The 24,102-nt window shown below is 64.4% G+C and carries 21 protein-coding genes; 9 read left to right on the top strand and 12 right to left on the bottom strand.

The genetic code is table 11. The annotated features are described in order from the left end of the window. Positions 1-5: 5 nt before the first annotated feature. A complete protein-coding gene (locus BLT65_RS34065; RefSeq protein ID WP_042314831.1) occupies positions 6-1,205 on the top strand; it encodes a cytochrome P450 in 1,200 nt (399 codons plus the stop codon). Positions 1,206-1,241: 36 nt separating this feature from the next. On the opposite strand, the gene BLT65_RS34060 is transcribed toward BLT65_RS34065, so the two are convergent. Together BLT65_RS34060 and BLT65_RS34055 are read right to left on the bottom strand one after the other, a co-directional pair. After that, positions 1,242-2,162 carry a serine/threonine dehydratase family protein gene (locus BLT65_RS34060; RefSeq protein ID WP_091786550.1) on the bottom strand — a complete coding sequence of 307 codons (921 nt, stop codon included), beginning with the start codon at positions 2,160-2,162 and terminating at the stop codon, positions 1,242-1,244. A 145-nt stretch (positions 2,163-2,307) separates the two neighbouring features. Further along, entirely contained in the window at positions 2,308-4,176 is a 1,869-nt protein-coding gene (locus BLT65_RS34055; protein WP_091786547.1) for an ABC transporter ATP-binding protein, read from the bottom strand. A gap of 492 nt (positions 4,177-4,668) precedes the next feature. On the opposite strand from BLT65_RS34055, the gene BLT65_RS34050 reads away from it, so the two are divergent. From BLT65_RS34050 to BLT65_RS34030, 5 genes are all read left to right on the top strand, one after another. Beyond that, complete coding sequence (locus BLT65_RS34050; protein ID WP_091786544.1) at positions 4,669-5,724, top strand: phytoene/squalene synthase family protein; 1,056 nt, start codon at positions 4,669-4,671, stop codon at positions 5,722-5,724. Between the two features lie 102 nt (positions 5,725-5,826). Beyond that, positions 5,827-6,165, top strand: a complete 339-nt coding sequence (locus BLT65_RS34045) for a DOPA 4,5-dioxygenase family protein (RefSeq protein WP_091786541.1) — start codon at positions 5,827-5,829, stop codon at positions 6,163-6,165. A 54-nt stretch (positions 6,166-6,219) separates the two neighbouring features. After that, positions 6,220-6,951 carry an FprA family A-type flavoprotein gene (locus BLT65_RS34040; RefSeq protein ID WP_091786538.1) on the top strand — a complete coding sequence of 244 codons (732 nt, stop codon included), beginning with the start codon at positions 6,220-6,222 and terminating at the stop codon, positions 6,949-6,951. Between the two features lie 183 nt (positions 6,952-7,134). Beyond that, entirely contained in the window at positions 7,135-7,788 is a 654-nt protein-coding gene (locus BLT65_RS34035; RefSeq protein ID WP_042314837.1) for a glutathione S-transferase family protein, read from the top strand. Between the two features lie 33 nt (positions 7,789-7,821). After that, positions 7,822-8,532, top strand: a complete 711-nt coding sequence (locus tag BLT65_RS34030) for a DUF899 family protein (RefSeq protein ID WP_042314838.1) — start codon at positions 7,822-7,824, stop codon at positions 8,530-8,532. Positions 8,533-8,652: 120 nt separating this feature from the next. Here the strand turns inward: BLT65_RS34030 and BLT65_RS34025 are convergent, their stop codons facing one another. Both BLT65_RS34025 and BLT65_RS34020 read right to left on the bottom strand, forming a co-directional pair. After that, positions 8,653-9,018 (bottom strand): hypothetical protein, encoded by a 366-nt coding sequence (locus BLT65_RS34025; RefSeq protein ID WP_042314839.1) that lies wholly within the window; start codon positions 9,016-9,018, stop codon positions 8,653-8,655. A gap of 212 nt (positions 9,019-9,230) precedes the next feature. Beyond that, positions 9,231-10,367, bottom strand: coding sequence for an MBL fold metallo-hydrolase (locus BLT65_RS34020; protein WP_091786535.1), 1,137 nt, complete (start codon positions 10,365-10,367; stop codon positions 9,231-9,233). Positions 10,368-10,784: 417 nt separating this feature from the next. On the opposite strand from BLT65_RS34020, the gene BLT65_RS34015 reads away from it, so the two are divergent. The 3 genes from BLT65_RS34015 (at position 10,785) to BLT65_RS34005 (ending at position 16,226) form a co-directional block, all read left to right on the top strand. Next, entirely contained in the window at positions 10,785-13,028 is a 2,244-nt protein-coding gene (locus BLT65_RS34015; protein ID WP_091786532.1) for an NADP-dependent isocitrate dehydrogenase, read from the top strand. 1,100 nt (positions 13,029-14,128) lie between these two features. Continuing rightward, positions 14,129-15,367, top strand: coding sequence for an MFS transporter (locus tag BLT65_RS34010; RefSeq protein WP_091786529.1), 1,239 nt, complete (start codon positions 14,129-14,131; stop codon positions 15,365-15,367). A gap of 46 nt (positions 15,368-15,413) precedes the next feature. Then, a complete protein-coding gene (locus BLT65_RS34005) occupies positions 15,414-16,226 on the top strand; it encodes an alpha/beta fold hydrolase (RefSeq protein ID WP_091786526.1) in 813 nt (270 codons plus the stop codon). A 6-nt stretch (positions 16,227-16,232) separates the two neighbouring features. On the opposite strand, the gene BLT65_RS34000 is transcribed toward BLT65_RS34005, so the two are convergent. From BLT65_RS34000 to BLT65_RS33965, 8 genes are all read right to left on the bottom strand, one after another. Then, positions 16,233-17,732: an efflux transporter outer membrane subunit gene (locus tag BLT65_RS34000; protein WP_042314489.1), complete on the bottom strand. Its 1,500-nt coding sequence runs from the start codon at positions 17,730-17,732 to the stop codon at positions 16,233-16,235. After that, positions 17,729-18,742: an efflux RND transporter periplasmic adaptor subunit gene (locus BLT65_RS33995; protein ID WP_091786523.1), complete on the bottom strand. Its 1,014-nt coding sequence runs from the start codon at positions 18,740-18,742 to the stop codon at positions 17,729-17,731. The genes BLT65_RS34000 and BLT65_RS33995 overlap by 4 nt, the downstream gene beginning before the upstream one ends. Continuing rightward, positions 18,739-18,948 carry a DUF1656 domain-containing protein gene (locus BLT65_RS33990; RefSeq protein WP_007746336.1) on the bottom strand — a complete coding sequence of 70 codons (210 nt, stop codon included), beginning with the start codon at positions 18,946-18,948 and terminating at the stop codon, positions 18,739-18,741. Before BLT65_RS33990 ends, BLT65_RS33995 begins: the two co-directional genes overlap by 4 nt. A gap of 34 nt (positions 18,949-18,982) precedes the next feature. Continuing rightward, a complete protein-coding gene (locus tag BLT65_RS33985; protein WP_091786520.1) occupies positions 18,983-21,145 on the bottom strand; it encodes an FUSC family protein in 2,163 nt (720 codons plus the stop codon). A 5-nt stretch (positions 21,146-21,150) separates the two neighbouring features. After that, complete coding sequence (locus BLT65_RS33980) at positions 21,151-21,660, bottom strand: MarR family winged helix-turn-helix transcriptional regulator (RefSeq protein WP_042314485.1); 510 nt, start codon at positions 21,658-21,660, stop codon at positions 21,151-21,153. Between the two features lie 156 nt (positions 21,661-21,816). Next, positions 21,817-22,398 carry a YdeI/OmpD-associated family protein gene (locus BLT65_RS33975; RefSeq protein WP_091786518.1) on the bottom strand — a complete coding sequence of 194 codons (582 nt, stop codon included), beginning with the start codon at positions 22,396-22,398 and terminating at the stop codon, positions 21,817-21,819. 79 nt (positions 22,399-22,477) lie between these two features. Beyond that, the gene (locus BLT65_RS33970) at positions 22,478-23,710 is read right to left on the bottom strand and encodes an NAD(P)/FAD-dependent oxidoreductase (RefSeq protein WP_091786515.1); all 1,233 of its coding nucleotides are present in this window, start codon (positions 23,708-23,710) and stop codon (positions 22,478-22,480) included. Between the two features lie 25 nt (positions 23,711-23,735). Beyond that, positions 23,736-24,089 (bottom strand): RidA family protein, encoded by a 354-nt coding sequence (locus tag BLT65_RS33965; RefSeq protein WP_091786513.1) that lies wholly within the window; start codon positions 24,087-24,089, stop codon positions 23,736-23,738. Between the last annotated feature and the right edge of the window lie 13 nt (positions 24,090-24,102).

Below are 24,102 nucleotides of genomic sequence, written 5' to 3'. Positions count from 1 at the left end.
AAAGCATGAAATTCACCGATCTCTCGTCCCCGGCGTACTTCGACAATCCTTATCCGTTCTATGAAGGCATTCGCAGCGCGGGCGCCTTCGTGCCGCTCGCGCCCAGCATCATGCTGACGGGGCGTCACGCCGTCATCGACGCGTTGCTGCCCGATCGCCGCATGGGCAAGACGTACATGCCCAGCGTGGTCGCGCGCTACGGCGAGAGTGCGCGCGAGCAGCCGGTGTTTCAGGCGCTCGAACGCACCTTCCTGATGATGAACCCACCCACGCACACGCGCCTGCGCGCGCTGCTGATGAAAGCATTCAATGCGCGGCAGATCGAAACGCTGCGCACCATCGCGGAAGAAACGACGGACAGCCTGATCGACGCGATGCAAGGCAAGCGCGAAGTGGACCTCGTCAGCGAGTTCGCGATGCCGCTGCCGTTGCAGATCATCTGCCGGCTGCTCGATGTGCCCGTCGAGGATGGCGTGCGCTTCGGCGACGCGGCGAGCCTGCTGGTGTCGGCGTTCGATCTCGCGCCGATGTCCGCCGACGCGCTCGCGCGCGCGAATCAGGCGGCGCTCGAACTCGAACAGTATTTCCGGGCAGTGGTCGCGCAACGGCGCGCTACGCCGGGCCACGACATCGTGTCGTCGCTGATTCAGGCGGAAGAGGGCGGCGAGCGCTTGTCGGAAGACGAGATCATCTCAAACGTGATTTTGCTGTTCGTCGCGGGGCACGAGACTACGTCGAACATGCTCGGCAACGCGTTGATCGCGCTGCATCGGCATCCGGCGCAACTGGAGAGGCTGCGCGGCGACCCGTCGCTGGTGTCGAAGGCCGTGGCTGAATGCGCGCGCTACGACACGGCCGTGCAGATGGTGGTGCGTACCGCGTTCGACGATATCGACGTCGACGGACAGACGCTGCCGCGCGGCTCGATCGTCTTTATGCTGCTCGGTTCGGCCAATCGCGACCCGGAGCGTTTCGACGCGCCGGATACGCTCGATATCGGCCGCGAGCCGTCAGGCCATCTGCTGACGTTCGGCGCGGGCATTCACTACTGCCTCGGCGCGCGCCTTGCGATGATGGAACTCGAAATCGCGCTCCACAAGCTGCTGACACGTCTGCCGCAACTGCGCCTCACGAATCTCGATGCGTTGCAATGGCGCAGGCGGAACAACCTGCGCGGCGTCGAGTCGCTGATCGCCGCGCTGTGACCGGCTAGTCAGGAAGGCGTGACGTCCGTACGACGCTCACGCCATCTCGCGATGCCAGCGCTCCAGTTGTTCGACGGTCGTAGCCGCGCCGCCGCACACGATCACGAGCACGCTTTCGAAACGCTGTAGCGCTTCCGTCTGCCGATAGACGAGGGCGAGGCTCGCTCCACACGCAGGTTCGACCAGCACACGGTGATCGTCGACGAAACGGCGCGACGCATCCACGGCTTCCTTGTCCGACACCACCACGCATTCGACAGGATGCGTCTGCGTGAGCATGAACGCCTGCTCGCAGACCTGCTTCGCGCCCAGCGACGTCGCGACGCTCGTAATGCCCGGCAGCTCGATCCGCTTCCCGGCGCGCACCGATTGCGCGAGCGACGACGCGCCTTCCGTTTCAACTGCGATCAGTGGCACATGGCCAAGACCGTTGCGCCGCAAGCCTTCGATCGCGCCCGCCATCAACCCGCCGCCGCCGACCGACAGCACAACGGCATCGAACTTCGCACCCGCGCGCACGACCTCGTCGATCATCGACGCATGGCCTTGCCACAACAGCGGATCGTCGAACGGATGGATGAAAGCATCGTCGGGACCCACCTGTTCCAGCGCGAACGCGTTCGCTTCCTGCCAGGTCGCGCCATGCACGATCACGTCCGCGCCTTGCAAGCGGATCAGTTCCTTCGCGCGCTCGCCCGTGCTTTGCGGCACGACGACCGTGACGGGAATCGACAACGCGCGGCCCGCATACGCGACCGCGATGCCCGCATTGCCGCCCGACGACGAGACGAAGCGGCGCTTGCCGCGCTTCTCATGCTCTTCGCACGCGTAGCCGATGCCGCGGATCTTGAACGAGCCGGGCGGCTGCAGCGCATCCATCTTGAGCAGCACGCGGCGGCCCAGATGCTGGCTGAGCGGTTGGGATTCGAGAAGCGGGGTGTCGATGTGCAGTGTCATGGCGGTGTTGCCGGAAGCGGCTTCGCTGAAGCGTTGAATCGGAGATGATAGCAAGCCGCAGCCGTCTGGGCTTGCTGCATCTGCGCATGAAAAAGGGCGGTTCGAAAAATCGAACCGCCCTCGGCCTCGCAGATAGAGCGATGGATTATTTGCCGGCGATCAGGCTCGGATCGCTGACCAACCGCTCGCTGCCGCGCACCGGTCCATCATCGAGCAGGCCCTTCGTCAACTCGAGCGCCTGACGTTCGAACAGCCGACGGTACACGCCGCCGTCAATCCGGATCAGTTGCTCGTGGCTGCCTTCCTCGACCACGCGGCCCTTGTCGAGCACCAGCAGCCGGTCCAACGCGCGCACCGTCGACAGCCGGTGCGCGACGACGAGTGTCGTGCGTCCGACCATCAGCCGTTCCATCGCCTGCTGGATCAGCACCTCGCTTTCGCTGTCGAGGCTCGACGTGGCTTCGTCGAAGATCAGGATCGGCGCGTCGGCGAGGAACGCGCGCGCGATCGCGACCCGCTGGCGCTCGCCGCCCGACAGCTTCACGCCGCGTTCTCCGACCAGCGTGTCGTAGCCATGCGGCAGCGCATCGATGAAGTCGTGCGCGCTGGCGAGCTTCGCCGCCTGCACGATGTCATCGAACGATGCGCCGGGCCGCGCGTACGCGATGTTCTCCGCCAGCGAGCGGTGGAACAGCACGGGCTCCTGCTGCACGATCGCGATGTGCTGGCGCAGCGACGCCTGCTGCACGTCGGCGATGTTCTGCCCATCGATCGTGATGCGGCCTTCGTCGATATCGTACAGGCGCTGGATCAGCTTGATGAACGTCGTCTTGCCCGAGCCCGAATGTCCGACGAGACCGATCCGCTCGCCCGGCGCGATGCGCAGCGAGAAGTCATTGTAGAGCGCCGTGCGCTGCGCGCCATAGCGGAACGTCACGTGCTCGAAGCGGATTTCGCCTTGCTCGATATCGATGGCGGGCGCGCCGCGTTTGTCTTCGATGCCGAGCGGCTCGCGGTCGAGCGCGACGAGTTCCTCCATGTCGTTGACCGAGCGTTGCAGGTTGCGCACGTGCATCCCGACATCGCGCAGATAGCCTTGCAGCACGAAGAACGTGGTCAGCGCATACGTGATGTCGCCGACGCTCGCTTCGTCGTGCAGCCACAGCAGCAGCGCCGCGCCGAGAATGGCCGCCTGCATCAGCGCCAGCATGCCGCCCTGTACGCCGCCATTGGTCGTGCCGCGCTGCCACGTGCGGCGCGTGCGCTGCCGCCACTTGGCAATCACGCGATCGAGCCGGCTTTCCTCGCGTTCTTCCGCGCCGAACGCCTTGACCACGGCGTTGCAGCTGACGGCGTCGGCGAGCGAGCCGCCCATGCGCGTGTCCCACAGATTGCCGAGACGCGCGGCTGGCGCGACGTAGCCGAGCGACAGCGCGACCGTTACCGCGACATACGTGAGCGAGCCAACACCGACCACGAGGCCCATCACGGGCCAGTGAAAGCCGAGCAGCACCGTCGATCCGGCGAGCATCAGCAGGGAAGGCAACAGCGCGATCAGCAGCGTGTCGTTGAGCAGGTCGAGCGCCCAGATGCCGCGCGTGATCTTGCGCACCGTCGAGCCGGCGAAGCTGTTCGCATGCCAGTCGGTCGAAAAGCGCTGCACGCGATGAAACGCGTTCGCGCAAATCTCACTCATCATCTTGAGCGTCATCACGATGATGCTGCGATAGACCAGTTGCCGCAGCAACGTGCCGCCAATGCCGAGCGCGATCAGCACGCCGAACGCGACCAGCGCCGGATGCGACGCGACGTCCTTGCCGAGCGTGCTGCCCGACGCGAGCGCGTCGACCAGACGGCCCGCGAACAGCGGCGTCAGTACGTCCGCGAGCGCGGCCGATAGCGCGAACAGCGCAATGCCGACGACGCGCACAGGCTGCTTGCGCCAGTGAAGGAAAGTGAAGCCGAGAACGCTTCTGAACGCTTGCGCGCCAAAGTCGAGTTTTTTGCTAGCCATGTATGTCAGCGTGCGGCGCGAGGCGGCGCAGCGCTATCCAGTCAGGAGATTCGGAAGTCGACGACCGATGCCCGCCAACGCGCGGCGGCGACAAAGAAAACCGGTAGTCTGATAAAGGCGCGGGCGCTTGCGAGCCAGCGCGGACGGCAACCTAGCTAGGGGAGCAGAGGAAGCGTCGCGACATCCCGCGAGAGACTGCGATGTACATTGCGTGCATGGAATGCCTCCCTTGGGTGATTGAGTGGATGAAGAACGACTACGTTGAGGCTTGAATTCTAGCAGGAAAGCTTGCGCAAGGTGATCGCAATGCGCGTTGACGTCGCGCGAAGTGTTGGTTTTATGCGTGCGTCATCGGATGATCGCGACCTGCCTTTGCAGCGCGCTTTGCAGCCCATCACACGCACGCCGGATACAATGCGGCAGCGCCGAATAACACCAACACCGCGTCCGTGCCCGACTGAAGCACGGACTCAACCTGATCGACTTCAACTCATGTCCAGTTCCACTCGGGCCTTTTTGCTGGGTCCGTTGCTCAAAGGGGTTTCCCGTTCCTTCTATCTGACGTTGCGCATTCTGCCCGCCGGCATGCGCGATCCCATCGGCCTCGCGTATCTGCTTGCGCGCGCCGCCGACACGATCGCCGATACCGCACTGATTCCGCCCGAGCAACGGCTCGCGCTGCTGCTCGCGTTGCGCGATCAGGTCAACGGCGCGACCGACGACGGCGAGCTTGCGCAGCGCCTCGCGAACGAAGTGGCGGGGCAGCAGACGCAATCGGATGAAAAGGTCTTGCTCGAATCGATCGCGCCCGCGCTCGACGTGCTCCAGCAACTCGACGCGGCCGACCGCGCCGCGGTGCGCGAGATCGTCACGACGCTGACGACGGGCATGGAATTCGACCTCCGCACCTTCCCCGATGAGCGCTCGGGCCGCATCGTCGCGCTGCGCGAATGGGACGAACTGGATCGCTATACGTATCTGGTCGCGGGCTGCGTCGGCGAGTTCTGGACGAAGATGACTTACGCGCATCTGCCCGGCACGCTGAAAACCGACGAGCCCACGATGCTCGAGCGCGGCGTGCGCTTCGGCAAGGCGCTGCAGATGACCAACGTGCTGCGCGATTGCGGCAAGGATTTGCGCATCGGCCGCTGCTATCTGCCGTCCACGATGCTCGATCGCTACGGCCTGACGCCGCAGATGCTGCTGGAGCCGCAAGCATCGCAGCGCGCGCAACCCTTGATGCACGAACTGGTGCGCAAGTCGCTCGATCACTTCCGCGCCGCGCTCGACTACACGCTCGCGATTCCGCGTTTTTCGCTGCGCTTGCGCCTCGCGTGCGTGTGGCCAATCGTGATCGGACTCGAAACGATGCTGCTGCTCGTCGATAACGCGCACTGGCTGGAGCCGGCGAAAGTGTCGAAGATCCAGCGCAAGCAGGTGTACGGCATTCTCGCGCGCTCGCTGCCCGTGTCGGTGTCGGATGCGGGGCTGCGTAGCTGGATCGAAGGGCTGATCCGGGCGATCGAATCGCGCATCGGCGTTCGATAAAACTCGCTCCCGTTCAATCCCGGTTTGTTCATACAGCCATCGAGCGCCTATGATGAACCTCGCACAACCCGAAACGAAGGACGGCCCCGGCCGCAACGGACCATGACGGCAATCGCCAGCTGGCACGCGCATGTGTACTTCGATCAGGCGACGCGCGACGCCGCATGGGCGCTGCGCGAAACCATCGAAGCGCAGTTTCAGGGCAGATTCCAAATGGGGCGTTTTCACGAGCGCCCCGTCGGTCCGCATCCGATGTGGTCGTATCAGCTTGCGTTCGGCCCCGAACTGCTCGCTGAACTGTTCGGATGGCTCGCGCTCAATCACGGCGCGCTCGACGTATTCATCCATCCGAACACGGGCGACGCGCTGCGAGACCACCGCGATTGCGCGGCGTGGATCGGGCGCTCGTACCAGTTGAATCTCGCCGCGTTAGGCGGTTAGCGCGTATTCGGCGCGGCGCATCGTTGCGCGCGCAGCGCGCATGGAGGTCGGGTCATGACGGTCACCAATGCGGTGTCGGGCACCAACGTCCATGAAGTCGCGGACAGCATTTACCGGATCAACACGCCTGTGTTCTTCGAAGGCGGGCCGGGCGGTTTCTCCTTCAACCAGTATCTGATCGTCGACGACGCGCCGCTGCTGTTCCATACCGGCCCGCGCAAGATGTTCGCGCTCGTGCGCGAAGCGGTGGCGTCCGTGTTGCCGCCCGAACGGCTGCGGCATATCGCGTTCTCGCATGTCGAAGCGGACGAGTGCGGCTCGCTCAATGAATGGCTTACCGCCGCGCCCCAAGCGCAGCCGCTGTGCAGCGGCGTCGCCAAGCTGGTGTCCATCGACGATCTCGCCGACCGGCCCGCGCGCGGCCTCGAAGACGGCGAAACCGTCGATCTCGGACGCCACCGTCTGCGCTGGCTCGCGACGCCGCATCTGCCGCATGCATGGGAATGCGGGATGCTTTTCGACGAGACGACGCAGACGCTGCTGTGCGGCGATCTGTTCACGCAAGGCGGCGCCGACTTGCCCGCCGTGACGGGCGCGGACATTCTCGGTCCGAGCGAGGCGTTCCGGCGCAGCATGGATTACTACTCGCACACGAAACACGGCGACGCGATGCTGGAGCGGCTCGCCGCACTCGAGCCTCACACGCTCGCGTGCATGCACGGTAGCGCGTGGCAAGGCGACGGCGCGGCGCTGCTTCGCGCGCTGGCGGTGTCGCTGCGCGAGTGAGTGCGCGGGCGCGTTGACGCGGCGAATCGATGGCGCGAATCACGGCGCTAAGTGACGCGCCCAGCAATCCACGCCGCAGCGCAGCAAAAGTTTTTTCGCGCGTACTGTCGATTCCCGTCGCCGCCGCTCGTCGTCACAGTAAGCGGGCATATCGTCCGCTATCTGCCAGCAAGGACGACGACGATGACCTTGAAGCTCTACGCCCATCCGTTTTCTTCGTACTGCCAGAAGGCGCTCACCGCGCTTTACGAGAACGGCACGCCGTTCGACTACCGCCGGCTCGACGAACCCGGCGCGATGGACGAACTCGCTGCGCGCTGGCCCATCCGGCGCTTTCCGGTGCTCGTCGACGCGGGACGCACGATCGCCGAGGCGACCGTCATCATCGAGCATCTCGGCTTGCATCATCCCGGCCCGGTTCAACTGCTTCCCGACGATCCGCGCGCGGCGCTCGAAGTACGCTTCATGGATCGTTTCTTCGACAACTACATTGCCACGCCGCAGCAGAAGATCGTCTTCGACAGCCTGCGCGACGAGAGCGAACGCGATGCGCGCGGTGTCGCCGATGCGCGCGCGCAGCTCGAGGTCGCGTATGCGTGGCTCGACAACACGATGAGAGACCGCGAGTGGGCGGCAGGCGAGCGCTTCAGTCTCGCGGATTGCGGCGCCGCGCCGTTTCTCTTCTATGCCGAGTGGACGCACCAAATCGATCCGAAATTCGAATACGTGATTGGGTATCGCAAGCGTCTGTTGAAGCGGCCTTCGTTCGCGCGCGCCGTCGAGGAAGCACGGCCGTATCGTCATCTGTTTCCGCTCGGCATGCCGGAGCACGACTGATTTCATGGTTCGTCAATTGAATGGGAGGTCGCGATGTCTTCTGCATCTTCTCTCGTGCCTGCCGCCGAACTGGCGAAGCGCAACGGCCGGCACTATCCGAACGAGAGCGTCGAATACCGGCGCGCCCGCGACGCGTTGCTCGCGGAGGAAATCGAACTGCGTCGTCATATCGAACGCGTCGCGGAACAGCGCCGCGCGCTGCCGCCGGGCGGCGACGTGACGGGCGATTACCGCTTCATCGGCGAAGCGGGGCCCGTCGATCTCGCCGGGCTGTTCGGCGACAAGGACACGCTGGTGATCTACAGCTACATGTTCGGACCGCAGCGCGAGCGGCCTTGTCCGATGTGTACGTCGCTACTGAGCGCGTGGGACGGCGAGGCGCGCGACATCGCACAGCGCATCGCGCTGGCCGTGGTCGCCCGTTCGCCGATCGAGCGGCTCGTGGCGTTCAAGAAGGAGCGCGGCTGGCGCGATCTGAAGCTGTATTCGGACGTGAATGGCGAGTACAGCCGCGACTTCGACGCGATCTCCGACGACGGCGGCGACGACGCGGCGTTTCAGGTCTTCACGCGCCGCGACGGCACGATCCGGCATTTTTATGCGGCTGAGATGGGATTCCCGACCGTCGATCCCGGCCAGGACCCGCGCGGCGCGCCGGATCTGATGCCGATGTGGACGATCTTCGACATGACGCCCGAGGGGCGCGATCCGCATTGGTATCCGAAGCTCGATTACGCGCGGTGACGCGAACGCGCGGCGGGTCGTTGGGGACGCCACCGCGTGCGCATGGAGACAGGCATGAAGGCGAACGCAATCGCGCCGCGACCAAGCGGCGCTCGTACCGTTCGCAGGTGTGCGCTGGTATCAGTCGGCGAGGCGCTTGTCGGCGAGTGCGCGTTCGCAGTCGCCGAGCACGGTGACGACGAGGCGCGCCTGAGCGTCGAGTTCGTCAGTGTCGAGAATCTCTTCGACGGCATCGCGCGCCCAGTCGGCTTCGACAAACGATGCATGCCGCTGCGCGATGTCGAGCGCGAGGGCCGACAGCCTCGCGATGCATAACCAGTCGGCTGTGCGCCCGTGCCGGTCGAGCCACTTGTGCGCGGCCTCTACGTGAAAGGACGGTGTGGGCCAGGTCTCGTTCAGATACCAGGCACCCAGGCTTCCGCACGTGAGCCAGCACAGCAGCTCCACGCGGTCGCGTTGGCTTAGAAGATGGCGTACATCACTCATGGCGACGCTCGCGAAGGTAACGGATATGACGTGAGTTCCGCGTAGCAAAGCTCGAACCCGTGTGTGTACGACAATAACACGACGTTGTGCCTTGCACGACAGGGTTTAACCGAATTAGGGGTGTCTCGCGTGATGTTGAATGTGTGCTGACCGACAATCGGGTGTTCTTGCTGCGCTGCATTGCACAGGCGCAGTGCAGCGCGGCTCGCGTTTTAGCGCGAACACGTCGAGTGTGAATCGGCCGATGCGTCGAGGCGGATCATCTGGCCGTGATGGAGAACCGTGAATGCGTCATCGGGCAGGCCGGCTTCATGGGTCGCTTCGGCGAGTTTTTTCGGCGGTTCGTCGAGCGCCTCGTCGGTCATTTCGAACGTGCCCCAGTGAATGCCGATCGCTTTTTTCGCGTGTACGTCCTCGAAGATCTGCACGGCCTGCTGCGGGTCCACGTGCTGAGGGCCCATGAACCAGCGCGGCTCATAAGCACCAACGGGAATCAGCGCGAGATCGACGCAACCGAATGCGGCGCCGATCCGTTTGAAGTCGTTCGAGTAGCCGGTGTCGCCCGCGAAGTACACCGAGACCGGATGCGCGGCGCCCGCTGGCGTCTTCAGCACCCAGCCGCCCCACAGCGTCTCGTTGCGATCGGTCAGGCTGCGCGCGGACCAATGCGTCGCCGGCACGAACCAGAAGTCGAGGCCGGCCACGCTGGTTTCGTCGCCCCAGTCCAGTTCCTGCGCATCCGTGATGCCTTTTTTCGCGAGCCAGTCCTTGATGCCGAGCGGCACGAGAAAGAGCGGCGGCCCGCCAGGCTGCGCGTTTAGTGCTTCGACGCTCGCGGTGTCGAGGTGGTCGTAGTGGCTGTGCGAGATCAGCACGACGTCGATATGCGGCAACTCGTCGAGCGCGAGACCGGGCGGCACGCGCCGCTTCGGCCCGGCGAACGTGAAGGGCGACGCGCGCTCGGAAAACATTGGATCGGTGATCACGTTGACGCCGTTGATCTGCAGCAAGGCGGTCGCGTGGCCGATCCACGTCATCGTATCGTCGCTGCGGTTCGCCTGGATCCACGCGACGTCGGGGTGATCGACGGGAAACGCGTAACCGTTCGCGGGCGGTGGCGGCAAGCCGTGCGTCCAGCGGTTCCAGCGCCACTTCCATACCGAGCCGCGCGCGAGTGGTCCGTCGTTGTTCTCGTAACCGTGCTCGGTGCGCGGCGCGTGATGGATGCCGCTTTCGGCGAGCTTGTCGGGCGATGGATCGGGCTGCTGCGCGCCGACGGCGCAATGCGCCGACGCGGCGCTCAAAACGATGGCGGCGCAGACGAGGCGCGAGCGGAGCGGAAAGGGCATCGTGTATCGAATGAGCGGCAGCCGTAGAATCGATGGTGCAACAGTGTAGACCGGACGCCGCGTGCTACGCCCGCGCGGTGGCGGAACGAGCGTCACGTTCGATCGCGTCCTCGCTGCGGAATCGTTCATCCTCACGCCATCTGTCGGGCGCAATCTCGATCTGCGTCCGTTTGTCGCGAACACCGCTTAGCGGAACAATTGTGCCTGTGCCTGAATTGAAAAATGCAATGAAGTGCCGTTCGAAGCGACGAAAAAGCAGCGAAGCGGCGCAGTTCGTGCATTTTTTTGCCTTAAACGCGTTTCGACCGGCACGATTCAAACCGTCAAAATCCAAAATAAGGCAAAATTCGGGGCATTCGCGTCGGCCGTGGCGTCGCCGGCGGCATTTCCCAACCTTTCTCGACCAAGAGCAAAGCGATGAGTAACAAGCAACCTACGATCATCTACACCCTGACCGACGAAGCCCCGCTGCTCGCGACGAGTGCTTTTCTGCCGATCATCCGTACGTTTACCGCTCCGGCTGGCGTCAATGTCGAGACCAGCGACATCTCCGTGGCCGGCCGTATCCTCGGCGAGTTCGCGGAATTCCTGACGGAAGAACAGCGCGTGCCGGACAATCTGGCCGAGCTGGGCCGCCTCACGCAAGACCCGGACACGAACATCATCAAGCTGCCGAACATTTCGGCGTCGGTGTTCCAGCTGATCAGCGCGATCAAGGAACTGCAGTCGAAGGGCTACAAAGTTCCGGATTATCCGGAAGACCCGAAGAACGACGAAGAAAAAGAGATCCAGAAGCGTTACTCGAAGTGCCTCGGCAGCGCGGTGAACCCGGTTCTGCGCGAAGGCAATTCGGACCGCCGCGCGCCCGCCGCCGTCAAGAACTACGCGAAGAAGCACCCGCACAGCATGGCCGAGTGGAGCATGGCGTCGCGCACGCACGTCGCGCACATGAAGCATGGCGACTTCTACCACGGCGAAAAGTCGATCACCAACGACAAGGCACGTGAAGTCCGCATGGAACTCGTCACGAAGCGCGGCGAGACCATCGTGCTGAAGCCGAAGATCAAGCTGCAGGACGGCGAGATCGTTGACAGCATGTTCATGAGCAAGAAGGCGCTGGTCGAGTTCTATGAAGACCAGATGGAAGACGCACGCAAGACGGGCGTGATGCTGTCGCTGCACGTGAAGGCGACGATGATGAAGGTCTCGCACCCGATCGTCTTCGGCCACGCCGTCAAGGTGTTCTACAAGGACGCATTCGCGAAGCACGCGAAACTGTTCGACGAACTTGGCGTGAACGTCAACAACGGCCTCGTCGATCTGTACACGAAGATCGAAGCGCTGCCGGAATCGCAGCGCGATGAAGTGATCCGCGACATGCACGCGTGCCACGAGCACCGTCCGGCGCTGGCGATGGTCGATTCCGCCAAGGGCATCTCGAACCTGCACGCACCGAACGACGTGATCGTCGACGCATCGATGCCCGCGATGATCCGCGCGGGCGGCAAGATGTGGGGCGCCGACGGCCGTCCCGCCGACACGAAGTGCCTGATCCCGGAAAGCACGTTCGCGCGCATCTACCAGGAAATCATCAACTTCTGCAAGACCAACGGCGCATTCGATCCGAAGACGATGGGCACGGTGCCGAACGTCGGCCTGATGGCGCAGAAGGCGGAAGAATACGGCTCGCACGACAAGACCTTCGAGATCGCCGAAGACGGCGAAGCGCGCATCGTCGACAACGCGACGGGCGAAGTGCTGAGCGGCCTCACGCAGCAGGTCGAGCAGGGCGACATCTGGCGCATGTGCCTCGTGAAGGACGCGCCGATCCGCGACTGGGTCAAGCTCGCCGTCACGCGCGCGCGCAACTCGGGCATGCCCGTGGTGTTCTGGCTCGACCCGTACCGTCCGCACGAAAACGAGCTGATCCACAAGGTGCAGGCATACCTGAAGGATCACGACACGGACGGTCTCGAGATTCATATCATGTCGCAGGTTCGCGCGATGCGTTACTCGCTGGAGCGCGTGATTCGCGGCCTGGACACGATCTCGGCGACGGGCAACATCCTGCGCGACTACCTGACCGACCTGTTCCCGATCATGGAACTGGGCACGTCCGCGAAGATGCTGTCGATCGTTCCGCTGATGGCGGGCGGCGGCATGTACGAGACGGGTGCGGGCGGTTCGGCGCCGAAGCACGTCAAGCAACTGGTCGAAGAGAACCACCTGCGGTGGGATTCGCTGGGTGAGTTTTTGGCGCTGGCTGTGTCGCTTGAAGAGCTTGGTATCAAGTCGGGGAATGCTCGCGCCAAGGTGCTGGCGAAGACGCTGGATGCTGCTACGGGCAAGCTGCTCGACAACAACAAGAGCCCGTCGCCGAAGACTGGCGAGCTCGATAACCGCGGCAGCCAGTTCTACCTGGCGATGTACTGGGCGCAGGAACTGGCCGCGCAGACGGATGACGCGGAACTTGCTGCCAAGTTTGGCCCGCTGGCCAAGGTGCTGACGGAGAATGAGAAGACTATCGTCGGTGAACTGGCGGACGTGCAGGGTAAGGGTGTTGATATCGGTGGCTATTACCAGCCGGATTTCGCGAAGCTGGAAGCGGTGATGCGGCCTAGCAAGACGCTGAATAACGCGCTCGCTGCTGTTACTGTCTGAGTTTTTTGACTGCAGTGGTTTAGGCGGAGCCCGCGCATTCTGGTTTGGATGTGCGGGCTTTTTGCTGCGCAGCCGGTTTGGTTTGCTTGTGTTTGCGCTGGCATTCGCGGTTTGGCTTCGTTGCGCGGTCGGTTTGGTTTTTTGGGGTTTTCGCTGGCATCCGCGCTTTGTTAGCGTGCTTCACGCGTCGCCCCTGTGCGGGGCGGCACCTACTTTTCTTTGCCGCCGCAAAGAAAAGTAGGCAAAAGAAAGCGGCTAACACCGCTAATTCTTGTGTTTGCCTGAGGGCCCCCAACCGGTCTTACGCTTCACACGGCAATCACGTGACTCACGTTCGTTGCCAGCGCTCTTGCGGTGCGCCTCACCCGCTTCACACCCCCGCGTTTCAGCATGCCATGCCAGATAGTCCGCCGCCGCCCAGGTGGCAAACTGTGTGTAGGCTTTCAGGCCGTACGCGCACCACTCCGAACTGAAAAACACAGGCCGTCGCAACGCTTGCTCCACGAGCATTACCTGCTTCACACCCCCGCGTCGCATCCATACTGCGTCAAGCTTCCCACCTTCTAAAGTGGCAAACTGTGTGTCGGCTTTCAAGCCGTACACGCATCACCCCGGACTAAACAGCAAGGTCGGTGTCTCTGATAAGAGCCCCCTCGCGTACGATGCGACAACCTACACACAGTTTGCCACCTGGGCGGCCGCAACCGTTCGCTGTCGCTGGCCGTTGTACGGGTGCCTGAAGTGGGGGAGGCGCTTATTCAGAGCGATGGCAACGGGCGGGGAACAGCGCGTTATCATCTGAAGTGTGGGACCGGTTGGGGGCCCTCAGGCAATAACAAGTGCTGGCGGTGTTAGCCGCTTTCTTTTGCCTACTTTTCTTTGCGGCGGCAAAGAAAAGTAGGTGCCGCCCCGCACAGGGGCGACGCGTGAAGCACGCTAACAAAGCGCGGATGCCAGCGAAAGCAAACCCAAACCCAAACCCAAACCCAAACCCAAACCCAAACCCAAACCCAAACCCAAACCCAAAACACCAACAACGCCTGCACGAGCCAAAACGTCAAACGTGAGCCGCGTGCAACGCACAAACATCAACCAACTGCATGCGCGCTCAACATCAGGCGTTCTTCGCTTCGCTGTTCTTCTCACGGCTCGCGGACCAGATACTGCTTTTTCTAGTGCCGCTCGTCGTCTTCCAGACGACCCAAAAAGCGACATGGTCCGGCATCGCGTTCTTCATCGAGGCGTTCCCGCGCTATATCGTGTTTCCCGTGTGCGGCGCGCTGTGTGATCGCATGTCGCCCGTTACGGTGCTGCGCGCAAGCCAGCGCTTTCGCGCAATGGCGTGCGCGGCAGGCATCGCAGGCTTCGCGGTGGCAGGCGGCATCGGCTGGCTGATCGCGCTGTCCGCCGTCTGCGGCACCCTGACCAGCCAGGGGCTCGTCGCGCGCGAAGTGCTGCTTCCGCAGGTATTCACGTCCGAGCGCTTCGAGAAGGTGCTCTCGTATGCGCAGATCGCCGATCAGGTCGGCGTGGTGCTCGGCCCGATGCTCGCAGGTTTGCTGCTCGGCTGGTGGCGTTGGGAATACGTCGTCGGCGTCGCGGCCGTGCTGTTCTTCGCCGCCGATGGCGCGACACTCTTCTGGCAGCGCGCGAGCGCTTTCGAATGGACGCCGCACGGGCATGGAGGCGGCGACTGGTTCGCGCCCGTAAAAACGGCGCTGGCGCATGTCGTGAGGCTGCCGGGGCTGAGCCGGCTGGTCGCGCTGGCCGCCGCCGAAAATCTCGTGATCGGCGTGACGCTCGCCACCTCGGCGGCAATGGTCACTGGGCTGCATCGCCGGCCGGATGCGTTCTATGCGTTCGTGCAGACGGCGGGCGCAATCGCGACGATCGTGATCCTGCTGCTGATCGCGCGCGTGCGGATTCCGCGCAAGGCACTCGGGCTCGTGTCGTTTCTCGCGATCTTCGCGGGCGGCCTGCTCGCGGGCGTGAGTCCTTCCGTGTGGGGCTACGTCGCGGGCTTTCTGCTGATCGTCGGCTTCGACAAGATGTTCAGCATCTATATCCGCAGCGTACGTCAGGCGATCATTCCCGCGAAGGACTACGGCAAGACGCTTGGCGTCGTCATCATGCTCAACAACCTGACGCAGCCGCTGGCGGGCTTGCTGGTCGGCATGTTTTCGGGGAATGGACGCATGAGCGTGGTCGTTGTGGCGATCTCGCTCGGGATGGGTGCGCTAGGGCTGATCGTCGTGCTCGTGGGTCTCGGCGCGGAGCGGCGGCGATTGCATGTCGCGCCGCTGAGCAAGCAGACGCCCGACAGCGCCGACGGAGCGTGAACTGTCACAATGAACCGGTAGCTTTTCTTCACGGAGCGCGATCGACATGCAATCGGACGACGAACTGAAACACTTCGAAGCGCACGGCGCGGCGCCGCTGCCCGAAGCGCAGGAAGAAGGCTTTGTGGACAACGCGGGCGCACGCATCGCGTGGTCGACGTACGGCGCGGGCCACCCCGTGGTGCTGTTGCACGGCGGCCTCGGGCATCGCGGCAACTGGGGTTATCAGGTGCCCGCGCTGGTTGAGGCTGGCTACCGGGCGATCCTGATCGACAGCCGCGGACATGGCCGCAGCACACGCGACGCGCAACCGTACAGCTACGAGCTGATGGCGTCCGACATGCTCGCCGTACTCGACGCTCTGCACGTACAGCAAGCGGCATTCATCGGCTGGAGCGACGGCGCGTGTACCGCGCTGATTCTCGGTCGGCGCGCGCCGCAGCGCGTCGCAGGCGTGTTCTTCTTCGCGTGCAACATGGACCCCGGCGGCGCGAAGCCATTCGTGCCGACGCCCGTGATCGACCGCTGCTTCAGGCGGCATCGCGCGGACTACGAGGCGCTGTCAGCAACGCCCGGCGAGTTCGACGCGTTCGTCGCCGCCGTCAGCGAGATGCAGCGCACGCAGCCCGATTACTCGGCCGACGATCTCGCGCAAATCCGCGTGCGCGTGACCATAGCGATCGGCGAGCACGACGAGTTCATCAAGCAGGAACACGCCGTGTATCTGGCGCAAACCATCCCGGACGCCGAGCTGATCGTGCTGCCGAACGTCAGCCATTTCGCGCCGCTGCAGCGGCCTACACTGTTCAATGGCGTGATCGAGCGGTTCGTCGGAACCGCTTTCGAAGCGGACGACTGAAGCGGCTCAGTCGGCCTTGGCGCCGACTTTCTCGCTGGCGCTGCTGTCGTTCTTTTCTTCTTCCCAGCCGCCGCCGAGCGCGAGGAACAGATTCACCTGATCGACCGCAACCTGGCCTTCGGCCGCCGACACCTGCGCGGCGACGCTCGTGAGCGTGCGCGTCGCGTCGAGATCGTCGATGAAGGTGTCGCGGCCCGCGGCGTACAGGCGATGCGTTTCATCCGCCGACTGCACGGCCGACTTGTACGCGGTGCGCAATGCATCGGCGCGCGTCGTATCGGATGCGTAGGTCGACAGGCTCGTCTGCGTTTCGCGCAGCGCATTCAGCACGACGCCGTCGAAATGCGCGAGCGCGCCGCCCGTCGCGGCTTCCGCTTCGTGGACGCGGGCGCGCTGGCCGTTGATCGGGAATGTCCAGCTGATCAGCGGGCCGAACGCCCAGCGGTTCGTGGTCGGGCCGAACAGATCCTCGACGACGCCGACCGAGCCCGCCGATGCGCCAATGCTCACGGTCGGATACAGCGCCGCCGTCGCGACGCCGATGCGCGCCGTCGACGCCGCCAGCAGCCGTTCGGCCTGGCGCACGTCCGGGCGGCGCTTGAGCAGCGCCGCGCCGTCGCCGACGGGAATTGGCTGCTTCAGATGCGGCAGCCGGCTGCAGGCGAGGGCGGCGGGCGGCAGATCGGACGGCGCGCGCGCGAGCAGCATCGCGAGCCGGTACTGCGCGGCGCGGCGGCGCGCGACGAAGCGCGGAATGTCGGCGGCGAGCGTGTCGGCCTGCGTCTGGCCGCGCGTCACATCGGGCTGGTTGCCGCGGCCCGCGTCGCGCAGACGTTGCGTGAGCTTGACCCGTTCCTTTTGCAAGGCCAAAGACTTCTGCGCGATCTCCAGTTCTTCCGCTGCCGAGCACGATTCGACGTAGGCGCGCACGACATCGGCGACGACCGTGATGCGCGCGAGATCGCTTGCGGCCTCGACGGCTTCGTCGTCGGCCTTCGCGGCTTCCACGCCGCGCCGCAGCTTGCCGAACAGATCGATCTCATACGACACGCTCAGATCCAGCGCGCCTTCGTTGACGACGGGAATCTTTTCCGTCAGCAGGTACTGTTCGGCGGATTCCTGCGCGCGCTGGAAAGCCGCCGACGTCTTGCCGGAGAAGCCGCCCTGTTCGTTCGCGAAGTCGAGCTGGGCGCGCGAGCGCGCGAGATTGGCGGCGGCGACGCGCAGATCGGTGTTCGACGACAGCGCTTCTGTGACCAGCTGATCGAGCACGGGGTCGTCATACAGACGCCACCACTTCGACGGCACGGCTTGCTGCGTGACGGGCGCCTTGTCCGCGCCGTCGATGGCCGCGTTCGCATACGGCGCGTTGACGGCCGCGTTCTCCGGCAGTTTGTAGTTCGGGCCGACCGTCGTGCAGCCGTTCAAAGCGAGCGCGATGGGCAACAAAGCCGGCAGCAACGCCAGGCCGGCGCGCGTTGCCGTGAGGGACGGAAAGCGTTTCATTGCGATGCGCCCGATGCAGAATGCGTAGCGCTAGACGGCGCGGTGCCGACGATAGCCGCGCCCGCGGTCGAAGCCCCCGCGCCTGCCGAAGCAGCCGAAGCAGCCTTCGCATCCGATACCGCCGGGCGCCGTCCCATCGAAGGCCCGATGCCGCGCACCGACACCGTCGCCGTGCGGCCCGCGATCATGCGGAAGTCGGCGGGCACTTCGTCGAGTGCGACGCGCACGGGAATGCGCTGCGCGAGGCGCACCCAGCTGAATGCCGGGTTCACGTTCGGCAGCAGGTTCTGGCTCTGCTGGCGGTCGCGGTCCTCGATTGCGGCGACGATGCTCAGCACATGGCCGCGCAGCACGCCCGGTTCGCCCATCACCTTGATGTCGACAGGCTGGCCGATATCGATGCCGTGCAGCTTGGTTTCCTCGAAATAGCCGTCGACGCGGAACGAATGCATGTCGACCACCGACAGCACCGCGCGTCCCGCCGAAATGTACTCGCCCACACGCGGCGCGCGATCGTTCAGATAGCCGTCCACAGGACTGACGATCACCGTGCGCTGCAGGTTCAGGCGCGCCGTGTCGATCGCGACTTCGGCGTCGGCGAGCGCGGCCGTGGCCGTTTCGACACGCGAGTGCGTCTCTTCGACGACTTCACGCGCGACGAGATTGCCGAGCGCGCGGTTGCGGGCATCTTCGCGGCGCGCCTGATCGAGCGTCGCGCGGCGCTGCTGCGCGGTGGCCTGTGCGTTGCGCAGCGCGAGCGCATAGCGCGCCTGGTCGATCACGAACAGCACTTCACCTTGCTTGACCTGCTGGTTGTCGACGACCTTGACCTCGGTGATGAGGCCGGATACGTCCGGTGCAACCTGGATCACGTCCGCGCGCACGTGACCGTCGCGCGTCCACGGCGCGAACATGTAGTAGTCGACCAGCTTCCACAGCACGGCCGCTGCGATCACGACGACGATAAGAGTGAGCAGGATCTGCCCGACTGAGAACCAGGTTTTTTTCACGTTATGAACCGGTGCGAAACGATGACGACAAGCCCCAGCACCAGAACATAAATGCCGAGATCGAAAATGGAACGGTGCCAGATGAAACGGTAAACGCCGATGCGCGCGAACACGTTGCGCAAGACCAGGTTCACCAGATAGGCGATGAACATCAGCACCAGCACGGCTGGCACGAAGACGCCGAGAATGTCGATTTCGCCGATCATTTGCGTCGACAGAAAGTAAGAGATGGGTTTCGCATCAGGCTGCGGTCTCCGGTTGAGGCGGCGGATTGCTGCCGGGCGCGGGATGCGGCGGAAACAGCGACAGGCGCATGCCGACCAGCGCGTGCAGCGTCTCGCGCAGCCAGCGCTCGCCGGAAGGCGCAGCGGGGGCGGGCGCAGAGCCTTGTTCCGCCGCCTGTCCCTGCTGTCCCTCTTGCCCCTGCTGCGTGCCGCCTTGCGTCTGCGCGATGTTGCGCGTGGTCACTTGCGCGACGGCGGCATCGATCGTTTCGATCAGCGCGGCGGGCACCGGCTGCCGTTCGCGGCGCGCGATACATTGCTCGAAATACTGCCGCACACCGGAAAGCACGTCATCGATGGAGCCTTGCAAGTCGGCTGTCAGCTTGCGGCGCGTGCGTCGCAGGTCGAGCGCGTTCAGCGCGACGCGGAAGTCGCGGAAGCTTTCAATCGACGGATGACGGTTCGAGTCCGAGGCCGCGTGGCGCGGCAACAGTTGCATCAGCCGGTCGAGCATGCGCGAGTACAGATTGCGCTGGTCTTCGATGGCGGCCGTCGACGCGCTCACCACGACGTCGGCCCATGCGGAACGCGTGAGCCGCCCGGCGGCAAGTTCGGCGCCGAACGGCCGCGTGATGCGTGTCCAGATGAAAGCGAACAGCAAGCCCGCGACGCCCGCCAGATTGCTGTTGATGAACACGAAGAAGTCGGCCTCGTAAGCGCTCTGAATGCTGATGAAGGTCGCCGTGTTGACGGCCGTCAGCAACGTCACGAGTGTGAACTGCGGGCTCGGGATCAGCGTGCCGATGATCAGGAACGGCCCGGAAAAGATCAGGACCAGCATCGCGAAATCGTGGACGTGCGGCAGCACCACGAACACGTACAGCCCGGCCAGTACGACGCTCGCGCACGTCGCAAGGAAGAACTTGAAGACGGAGGGCGCGGGATCGTCGAGCGCCGCGAAGAAGCAGCAGGAGACGGCGGCGAGCGTGACGGCGGCTGCGCCGTCGTTCCAGCCCGACGTGATCCACAGTCCGCACGCGACGATCACCGCGCCGACGGCCGAAGCCGTCGAGAACAGCATCATGCCGTAGTCGAAGAAGCGCTCGGTGCCACCCAGCCGCCAGTGGCGAAAGTGCGGCCGCCACAGGACCGTTTCGTGAACGATGGCCGCGCGCAGGCAGCGGATGTCGCGCCAGACGTCGATGACCTGGCCCAGACGCCACAGCGCGTTCGACAGCAGCGCGCCGTCCCAGCTTGTCAGCGCCTGTGCGGAAGGCCGCAGCGCATCGACGCGGGCGCGCAGCGCTTCCGCTTCCTGATCGGGCTCGTCGGCGTATTTGGCTTCGAGCGCGGGCGCCTTGATCCACTTCGCGACGTCCGCGAGCAGCGCCTCGACTTCAGGCGAATGCGCGCCGCGCTGCCGTATCAGCTCGATCAGCGGATCGGCCATCGACGAAATCAGCGGCAGGAATATCTGCATGCGCCCTTGCAACGCGCGCGCGCGGCGCACGATATCGGGCCGTGTGTGATCGTAGGTCAATTGGCTCAGCAGGAATTCGAGCCCGTTGACCGTGGCCGCGAGGCGCTGGCGCGAAGCCGAGATCGTCGCGCCGGCAATATGGCCGGACAGCGTTTCGCTGGCGTAGAACGCGGCGTCGCGGAACCAGGCGTCGGTGCGCTCGATCAGCGTCGGCGCGAGCCGGCTCGGAAACACCACGCTGCCGACGATGCTCGCGACCACGATGCCGAGCAGGATCTCTTCCGTACGCGTGATGGCGAGATCGAAGACGGTGGTCGGATTGGTGACGGCGGGCAGCGCGATCAGCGGCAGCGTGTAGCCGGCGAGCAGGCACACATAGCTGCGCGCGGTGCGGTCGTTCAGCGACACATAGAGCATCGTGCCCGTCCACAGCCCGACGATCGTGCTGAACAGGAACGGCGACTCGACGAAGGGCGGCACGATCAGCACCGCGCCCGCCGCGCCGAGCGCCGTGCCGAGCGCGCGGTACAGCGCCTTCGAGCGGGTCGCGCCGACGAACGGGTTCGAGACGATATAGACGGTCGCCATCGCCCAGTACGGGCGGGGCAGTTCGAGCGCAAGGCCGATGTACAACGCGATCATCGCGGCCGCGAACGTCTTGGCGGAAAACAGCCAGTCGCGGACTGAGGGATAGGCCATGGCGGTTATGCGTTGCGTTTGCCGCCGGATCGTGCGGCAGCGGCTGGCTCGTCGGATACGCCCTTGTCGGAAGTGACTGTAGCATCCAGCGACGCGTTGAAGGCATTCAGCACCCGCAGCGTCGTCTCCAGGTCCTCGCGGCTCACGCCTTTGAGCACGCGCGCCCGCAGTTCCATCAGCCGCTCTTCCATGCGCGCGGTGACGGCGCGGCCTTCGTCGGTGAGGGTGATGGTCTTGGCGCGCTTGTCGTCGGGGTCTTCGTCGCGGCGCACGAGGCCCGCCGCGCATAGCTGATCGAGCAGCCGCACCAGCGACGGGCCTTCGATCCCCACATGTTCCGCGAGCGTCACCTGACGCACGGCTTCGCCCAGGCGGTTGGCCGTAAGCAAAGGACCCGCGCACGCTTCCGACACGTTGTAGGCGGACAACACGCTATGGCTCGTGCGGCGCCAGCGGCGCGCGGCGACGACCAGCGTGCTGCTGACGGAGCGGCGAAGAAGGTGGAGATTGACCATGGGCCGGGATTGTATGTCGATTTTTATTCGTTAGCATCCTATCGACCTACATTTTTTAAGGAAATGCTACAAAGTTCGCTTACCGTGTGTTTCATGGATGAGCGGCGGCGGGGCGTCCGCCCACCGCCCGCCGCTTTTAGAACTTTCCGGGCGGACTCACTCGTCGTTCAGACCCTTGCCTTCAAGAATCAACGGCATGCACTTTTCGATCCGCGATTCCCGCGTTTTCGATTGCTTCGCCGACGAGAAGTGCAGCAGATAGGCGCGTTGCCGTCCGGGTGTCAGCGCTTCGAAAGCAGTCTTCAGCTTGGGCAACTTGTCGAGTCTGGTCTGGAATTCCTCGGCGACTTCAAACTCTTCGGTCGATTTGTGGGCCACTTTCAGGCCGGCTTTTTCGACTTCGATAGCCGCGCGGATGTAGGTCTTCAGAACGGATTGCAGCTTGACGATTTCGTGCAGACTCGTGAATCGCACCTGCCGGGCTGACTGCACGTTCTCTGTCTGCTGGATCAGGATGCCTTTCGGGTCCTTCAGCAAAGCGCCCTTGACGAACAGAATCGCGCAGTATTCCTTGAAGCCGTGTATGAGCACGACGTTTTTGTCGTCGTGCGTGTAGCACGGAACGCCCCATTTCAACTCCTCAGTGACGGGGCATTCCAGCACGATCGCTCTGAGTTTTTCGGTTTCTTCACGCCACTGTTTGAGTTTGCCGATATAGGCGTCGACCTTGGGATTCATTTTTGTCCCTCAGAAAATAAGGCGAGCCTATGGTACCGCCCGGCGCCAGAGGCGGTAAACCGGGCTAGAGGCGATCGGGCTAGAAGCGATCGGCGCGGAACGGATGCGGGTCGGCGACGGGCGTGGCGCCCGTCATCATTTCCGCGAGCAGGCGCCCCGTGACGGGCCCGAGCGTCAGGCCGTGATGCGCGTGGCCGAACGCGAACCACAGGTCCTTGTGGCGTGTCGCGGGGCCGATGATCGGCATCATGTCCGGCGTGCAAGGACGGCGGCCGAGCCACGGACGCTCGTCGAGTCGCGCACCGAGCGGGAAAGTGTCGCGCGCGATAGGTTCGATCGCATCGAGTTGCACGGGAGTTGCCGGCGCGTCGCAGGCGGCCAGTTCCGCGCCCGTCGTCAGCCGGATGCCGCGCGCCATCGGCGTGATCATGTAGCCGATCTCGGTATCGAGCACGGGTTGATTCAGCTTCGCGCCGTCCTGCGCCGCGTAGTGCATGTGATAGCCGCGCTTGACCGCGAGCGGCAGCCGGTAGCCGAAGCGCGCGCTGACGGTATCCGACCAGGGCCCGAGTGAGATGACGGCCGACTGCGCGTCGATGCGGCCCGCCTCCGTGTCGACGCTCCAGTGCGGTTCGAGCGTCGACGCATCGCCGATGAAGATGCGGCCGCCAAGCTGCTCAAAGTAACGCGCGTAGGCCGTGACGAGCGCGTTGGGGTCGCTGACGGACTCGGCGTCGGTATAGCGCAACGCGCCCAGCAGCGCGTGGCTCAGCGACGGCTCCGCGCGCCTCAACTGCGTTGCATCGAGTGCGTCGAAGGTGACGCCGTACTCGGCTTGCCAGCGCTCGACGTCACGCAACGCGGCGTCCTGCTTGCGCGCGCTGCGAAACACTTTCAGCCAGCCGCCCGTGCGCACCAGCGCCTGCGCACCCGACGCATCGATCAACTCGCGATGCTCGCTCACGCAATGCTCGATCAGCGTCGCATACGAGCGCGCGATGGCCGTATGCCGGTCCGCACGCGAGTAGTGCCAGTAGCGGTACAGAAACGGCAGCAGCTTCGGCATCGCGCTGAAGTGATAGCGGACATCGAGCGAGCGGTTGCGCGCGTAGCGCAGCAGCGTGCTGGCGTCGCGCGGAAACGCATATGGGTAGACGCCTTCGCGCTGGATCAGCCCCGCGTTGCCAAACGACGTCTCGTTGCCCGGCGCCTTGCGATCGACGAGCGCCACAGTGAGCCCGCGTTTTTGCAGATGCACGGCAACCGACACGCCCACCATGCCGCCACCGAGTACGACGGTATCGAACTTCATTGCTGCTTATCCCCGCGCGATAACGTCATGCGAGCGCCGTCACGGCGATTTCGACATCGAGGCCCGGCTTCATCAACAAGGCCTGCACGCAGGCGCGCGTCGGCGCGTGGCCCGTCGGCACCCACGCATCCCACACGGCGTTGAATTCGTCGAAGTGCTTCGGGTCGCTCAGCCACACGTTCGCGGTGAGCACGCGCGTCTTGTCGACGTTCGCCGAGGCGAGCAGCGTGTCGATGCGCGTGAGGATTTGCGTCGTCTGGATGGTGATTGACGCGCCCGCTGTGTCCGGCACCTGGCCGGACAGATAGACGATGCCGTTCGCAATCACCACCTGGCTCATGCGGGCGTTGGTTTGCAGTCGCTGGATTTCGTTGGACATGATGGACTTCGCT

Source organism: Paraburkholderia steynii (genome assembly GCF_900100565.1).
GTDB classification, from domain to species: Bacteria; Pseudomonadota; Gammaproteobacteria; order Burkholderiales; family Burkholderiaceae; genus Paraburkholderia; species Paraburkholderia terrae.
The sequence above is the reverse complement of the archived record's forward strand: the minus strand, read 5'-3'. Positions and strand labels throughout refer to the sequence as shown.

Bases quoted from the DNA above. Each gene is read 5' to 3' on its own strand.
- BLT65_RS34035 (WP_042314837.1), top strand. From the start codon at position 7,135: ATGACCTTGAAGCTCTACGCCCATCCGTTTTCTTCGTACTGCCAGAAG.
- BLT65_RS34010 (WP_091786529.1), top strand. From the start codon at position 14,129: ATGCGCGCTCAACATCAGGCGTTCTTCGCTTCGCTGTTCTTCTCACGG.
- BLT65_RS34065 (WP_042314831.1), top strand. From the start codon at position 6: ATGAAATTCACCGATCTCTCGTCCCCGGCGTACTTCGACAATCCTTAT.
- BLT65_RS33980 (WP_042314485.1), bottom strand. From the start codon at position 21,660: ATGGTCAATCTCCACCTTCTTCGCCGCTCCGTCAGCAGCACGCTGGTC.
- BLT65_RS33985 (WP_091786520.1), bottom strand. From the start codon at position 21,145: ATGGCCTATCCCTCAGTCCGCGACTGGCTGTTTTCCGCCAAGACGTTC.
- BLT65_RS33970 (WP_091786515.1), bottom strand. From the start codon at position 23,710: ATGAAGTTCGATACCGTCGTACTCGGTGGCGGCATGGTGGGCGTGTCG.
- BLT65_RS33990 (WP_007746336.1), bottom strand. From the start codon at position 18,948: ATGATCGGCGAAATCGACATTCTCGGCGTCTTCGTGCCAGCCGTGCTG.
- BLT65_RS34015 (WP_091786532.1), top strand. From the start codon at position 10,785: ATGAGTAACAAGCAACCTACGATCATCTACACCCTGACCGACGAAGCC.
- BLT65_RS34055 (WP_091786547.1), bottom strand. From the start codon at position 4,176: ATGGCTAGCAAAAAACTCGACTTTGGCGCGCAAGCGTTCAGAAGCGTT.
- BLT65_RS33965 (WP_091786513.1), bottom strand. From the start codon at position 24,089: ATGTCCAACGAAATCCAGCGACTGCAAACCAACGCCCGCATGAGCCAG.
- BLT65_RS34045 (WP_091786541.1), top strand. From the start codon at position 5,827: ATGACGGCAATCGCCAGCTGGCACGCGCATGTGTACTTCGATCAGGCG.
- BLT65_RS34005 (WP_091786526.1), top strand. From the start codon at position 15,414: ATGCAATCGGACGACGAACTGAAACACTTCGAAGCGCACGGCGCGGCG.
- BLT65_RS34025 (WP_042314839.1), bottom strand. From the start codon at position 9,018: ATGAGTGATGTACGCCATCTTCTAAGCCAACGCGACCGCGTGGAGCTG.
- BLT65_RS34020 (WP_091786535.1), bottom strand. From the start codon at position 10,367: ATGCCCTTTCCGCTCCGCTCGCGCCTCGTCTGCGCCGCCATCGTTTTG.
- BLT65_RS33975 (WP_091786518.1), bottom strand. From the start codon at position 22,398: ATGAATCCCAAGGTCGACGCCTATATCGGCAAACTCAAACAGTGGCGT.
- BLT65_RS34000 (WP_042314489.1), bottom strand. From the start codon at position 17,732: ATGAAACGCTTTCCGTCCCTCACGGCAACGCGCGCCGGCCTGGCGTTG.
- BLT65_RS34030 (WP_042314838.1), top strand. From the start codon at position 7,822: ATGTCTTCTGCATCTTCTCTCGTGCCTGCCGCCGAACTGGCGAAGCGC.
- BLT65_RS34060 (WP_091786550.1), bottom strand. From the start codon at position 2,162: ATGACACTGCACATCGACACCCCGCTTCTCGAATCCCAACCGCTCAGC.
- BLT65_RS34050 (WP_091786544.1), top strand. From the start codon at position 4,669: ATGTCCAGTTCCACTCGGGCCTTTTTGCTGGGTCCGTTGCTCAAAGGG.
- BLT65_RS34040 (WP_091786538.1), top strand. From the start codon at position 6,220: ATGACGGTCACCAATGCGGTGTCGGGCACCAACGTCCATGAAGTCGCG.